This is a genomic window from Agromyces binzhouensis (assembly GCF_004135055.1).
Taxonomy (GTDB): domain Bacteria; phylum Actinomycetota; class Actinomycetes; order Actinomycetales; family Microbacteriaceae; genus Agromyces; species Agromyces binzhouensis.
This window is the reverse complement of record NZ_SDPL01000267.1, coordinates 1-4,347: the sequence shown is the minus strand read 5'-3', so window position 1 is coordinate 4,347 and position 4,347 is coordinate 1. Positions and strand designations below refer to the sequence as shown.

The window sequence follows — 4,347 nt, the reverse complement described above, 5'->3', positions numbered from 1 at the left end:
GGCGGCGGTCGGCGGGCTCGTCGCGGGGCCCGCTCGCGGCGCGGCCGCGCTCGGCGACCGGGTCCGCACGACGACGATCCCGACCTTCGCGTTCGCCGGAGCCGCGCCGCCGGGAATGCATCCGAGCCTGGCACGTTCCACCTGATGAGCCTGCGGGCCGAGCGGCCCGCGAGGAGAGGAGATCCCGTGCCCGACGACGATGTCGAGATCGTCCGCGACGACGAGGCGAGCCGCTATCGGCTCCTGCTCGGCGGTGGCCAGGCCGGCTTCGCGAAGTTCCGGGCGAGTCCCGGCCGGATCATCTTCACGCACACGGTGGTCGATCCGGCGTTCGAGGGCCGCGGCCTCGGTTCGATGCTGGCGAAGTGGGTCGTAGAGGATGCGATCCGGCGCGGCGAGCGGATCGTGCCGCGGTGCCCCTTCATCGCCGCGTGGCTGCGGAAGCATCCGGGCTACGAGGAGTCGATCGACTGGCCCGGCGGGCAGCCGGTCAACGCCTGAACCGGGGCCGAACCGGAACCTCGCGTCCGATCCGTGACCCCCGCTCTGGGGCACTGCTGCTGTCTCGGCGAAACGATACGATTCCTCAAAACCCGAGTCGGGACCCGACCCGACAGATCGCTGCACCGCGGCGAATGCGACCGGATTTCCCAAGCACGGTCGCTCGGGAGGTGGCTCGCCGAGCTCAGTTCGGGTCGCTCGGCGGGGAGGGCCTCCTGTGAGGCCGCGGTGGGGCGGGAGGTAGGGTTCCCGTCCCACCGTCATGCCCGCCATCAGGTCCCCGCGCGTCCCAGAAAATGAGGACTGTTCATATTCCGTCAGGGGGAGTAGGACAGGAGCGGAGCATCCGTTCGTCGGTGCGTGCCATCCTCCGGCGTGGGTGAGCCGCCGAGCACATCGCTCGGCCCGACCGGGCGACGGCGGACGGAGGATCGCCCGCCGTGCCCCGAGGAATCCGGGGGGATGACATGCCGTCGATCAACGTCATCGGGATGGGGCGCGGCCACGGACTCGGAGCGGTTCGCACGATGCCGGAGTTCCGGGCTCACGTCGAGGCGAGCCCGCTCAGCGAGGCGCAGCGGAGGACGCTCGTCGATCAGGCGGAGATCCTGATCGAGGGGCTCTACGTCCACCTGCCGCTCAAGCGCGCGATGCACGCCGTCGATCCGCTCCAGAGCCTGCGACTGCTCCGTTCCCGGCTGCCCATGCTGACCGAGGCGGAATTCCACATCTCGCTGCAGCGCGTCTTCCTCGGCCTGCGCGACCTGCACACGAACTACATCCTCCCCGACCGCTACGTCGGCTTCGCGTTCCTCGGCATCCTGGTCGAACGCTGCGTGGAGGGCGGTCGGCCGCAGTGGATCGTCACCAAGACGTTCGACCACCTCACCGGCGATCCCGACCTGGTCGTCGGCGCCGAGGTCACGCACTGGAACGGCACGCCGATGGCGATCGCGGTAGAACGCAACGCCGCCCGCGAGGCCGGCAGCAACAAGGCGGCCAGCCTCGCGCGAGGCCTGGAGAACATGACGATCCGACCGGTGCGGATGTCGCTGCCGCCGGACGAAGACTGGGTGGACCTGACGTACCGCGTCGGCGCCGCGGAGCACGAGACGCGCCTGCCGTGGCGGGTGTTCGAATCCTCGACGGACCTGGGTGGAGGCGATGCGAGTGCCGAGCTGCCGACCGGGATCTCGTCGCCGTCGTCGCACCTGATCGGGCTGGACCTGAAGACCGAACTCAGCCGCCGGGTCAAGCGACGGCTGTTCGCCCCGTCCTCGCTGAAGGAGGAGGCGCGGGTCGAGCGCAGTGCGCTCGACGTTCCGCGAGCCACCAAGGCGCAGCAGGAGGCCGGCATCGTGCCGACCAACCGGCCGACCGAACTCAAGGCCCGAACGGTCTCGACCGCGAGCGGGACGTTCGGCCACCTGAGGATCTACACGTTCTTCATGGAGGATCGCAACATCGCCGCGTTCATCGAGGAGGTCGCGCGGCTGGCCGCCGTCCTGCCGAAGGACGGCCTGATCCTCGACGTCCGCGGCAACGGCGGCGGCTTCGTCATCGCATCCGAGTTCCTGCTCCAGTTCTTCACGCCCCGGCGGGTCCGGCCCGAGCCGATGCAGTTCATCAACACCCGGCTGACCGCGGACCTCTGCGGCCGGGTGGCCGACTACCGCGACTGGAAGCCGTCGATCGACGAGTCGATCACGACGGGGGCCCCGTTCTCCCGGGCGCTGCCGCTCTACCCCGAGGACGTCGTCAACAGCGTCGGCCAGCTCTACCACGGTCCGGTCGTGCTGATCACCGACGCCCTCTGCTACAGCGCGACCGACATCTTCGCCGCCGGATTCCAGGACCACGCCATCGGACCCGTCCTCGGCGTCGACGAGAACACCGGCGCAGGGGGCGCGAACGTGCTGACCCACGAGGCCCTGCGCGCCGACTGGACGGGCGGCCCGCTGCGAGCGCTGCCGTCGGGTGCCGCATATCGGGTGTCCCTCCGGCGCTGCCTCAGGGTCGGCGACCGCTTCGGCCAGCCGGTCGAGGATCTCGGGGTCGTGCCGGACGAGTCCCACCAGCTCACGCGGAGGGACGTGATGGAGGACAACGTCGACCTCATGGAGGCCGCAGGGAGGCTGCTGGCCGGCGGCACCGTCCGGGTGCTCGGGGCCGCAGTCGGCGCCCCGGCGAACGGCCGGGTCACCCTCACCCTCCAGACGGAGTCGATCGACAGCGTCGACGTCTACCTCGACGGCCGACCCGTCGGCACCGCCGTCACCCCGGACGGGACCACGGACCTCGACGTCTCCGTCGCCGGGGCGACGCCCGACAGCGTGCTCCGATTGGAGGGCTTCGACGGCGACGACCTCGTGGCGTCACGCCTGATCGCGTTGTAGCCGGCGCGGCCGCCACCGGGTCCGTCGGATCATCCGTCCGACGGGTGCGGAGCCGGCCCGGCCGGATCCTGCGCTTCGCGCAGTCGATCGCACAGCCCGATGAGCTGCTGCAGTTCGTCGTCGTCGAGGGTCCCGCCGACGCGGTCGGTGATGGCCTCCATGTGGTGGATGGCGGCGCGGCGGAACTCCTGGAAGCCCTTGGCGGTGAGGTGCACGATCGTGCCGCGGCCGTCGAGGGGGTCGTCGGTCTTCTCGACCCACCCGCGCCCGGCGAGTCGATCGACGAGCCGGCTCACGCTCGGCTGCGAGATGAGGACGTGCCGATTGAGCTCCTTCAACCGGAGGTGCCGACCAGGGGCGCGCGAGAGGTTGAAGAGCACGTCGTACTCGTTGAGCGACATGACCTCGGTGGGGAATTCCGCCGAGAGTCGTCGCATGATCGAGACCTGGGCGCGGAAGAGCGCCTCCCATGCAGCCACCGCCATCGCGCGATCCGCCAATCCAGGCTCCTCTCCTCGGAGGGGCGGCGCTCAGCCGCCGATGAGACCAAGGATACGGATGCATGCACTCCCGCGGGATGCCGGGCCCGGGATGGCGCGGCGGGGCCCCCTCAACTGGGGGCGGACACGGTTGAGGGCCGGTCGTAGAGGCTGACGACCGGCCCTCTCCCTTGCACCAAGAGTGTCCTGCAATCACATTCCGCACCGGCCGCCACAGCAAACAACCGGTGCGCTACGAATATATAACGGATAGATAACGGGCGCTAGTGGAATGTGCCCCGAATGCGGGACTTCTTCCGGATCAGAACACGTCGGGGCTCGGCGTGGAGGCCTGGCGGATGGAGACGTCCGCATGCCGGTCGAACCGGTAGCCGACGCCGCGCACCGTCCGCACGATGTCCTGGTAGTGCGCGAGCTTCGAGCGCAGCCGGCGGATGTGCACGTCGATGGTGCGCTCGTTCGGGATCTCGTCGTCGCCGGCCCAGAGCCCGTCGATGAGCTCGTGGCGGTCGATCGTGCGACCCTCGCGCAGCACGAGGTACTGCAGGAGCTCGAACTCCTTGTAGGTCAGGCCGGCGGGCTCGCCGTCGAGCAGGACGCGCTTGCGCGAGATGTCGATGATGACGCCGTCGGGGTGGCGATCGGCGTCGTCGCTGAGTCCCTGCTCCTCGCGCTGGCGGGCGAGCGCCGCCGGGTCCTGCAGCGCGAGACGGACGACATCGACGTCGCGGCCGCCGGCGCCCTCTGGTGCGAGGGCGACGGCCGCGTAGGTCTCGGCCGAGGGGGCGAGCTCGGCGGTGAGGGTGCGGAGGGCTTCGACGATGCGGTGCAGGCTCGTGCCGTCGGCCGCGGCCTTCAGCTCGTCGATGCCGACGTAGAGGACGAAGCCGCGCGCCTCGGTGCCCTCGGGCACGGCGCGGACCCTCGGGGCGGCCGGAGCCGCGGGCGCT

Annotated in this window: 4 protein-coding genes; 2 read left to right on the top strand and 2 right to left on the bottom strand. The window is 70.5% G+C overall.

Translation table 11 applies throughout. The annotated features are described in order from the left end of the window. Positions 1-186: 186 nt before the first annotated feature. Positions 187-501, top strand: coding sequence for a GNAT family N-acetyltransferase (locus tag ESO86_RS12230; protein ID WP_242492347.1), 315 nt, complete (start codon positions 187-189; stop codon positions 499-501). A 467-nt stretch (positions 502-968) separates the two neighbouring features. Next, entirely contained in the window at positions 969-2,897 is a 1,929-nt protein-coding gene (locus ESO86_RS12225; RefSeq protein ID WP_165307749.1) for a S41 family peptidase, read from the top strand. A gap of 29 nt (positions 2,898-2,926) precedes the next feature. On the opposite strand, the gene ESO86_RS12220 is transcribed toward ESO86_RS12225, so the two are convergent. Together ESO86_RS12220 and ESO86_RS12215 are read right to left on the bottom strand one after the other, a co-directional pair. Continuing rightward, positions 2,927-3,382: a MarR family winged helix-turn-helix transcriptional regulator gene (locus ESO86_RS12220; protein WP_129235278.1), complete on the bottom strand. Its 456-nt coding sequence runs from the start codon at positions 3,380-3,382 to the stop codon at positions 2,927-2,929. A 316-nt stretch (positions 3,383-3,698) separates the two neighbouring features. Further along, positions 3,699-4,347: winged helix-turn-helix domain-containing protein (locus tag ESO86_RS12215; protein WP_165307748.1), on the bottom strand; the 649-nt coding region annotated here is incomplete at its 5' end.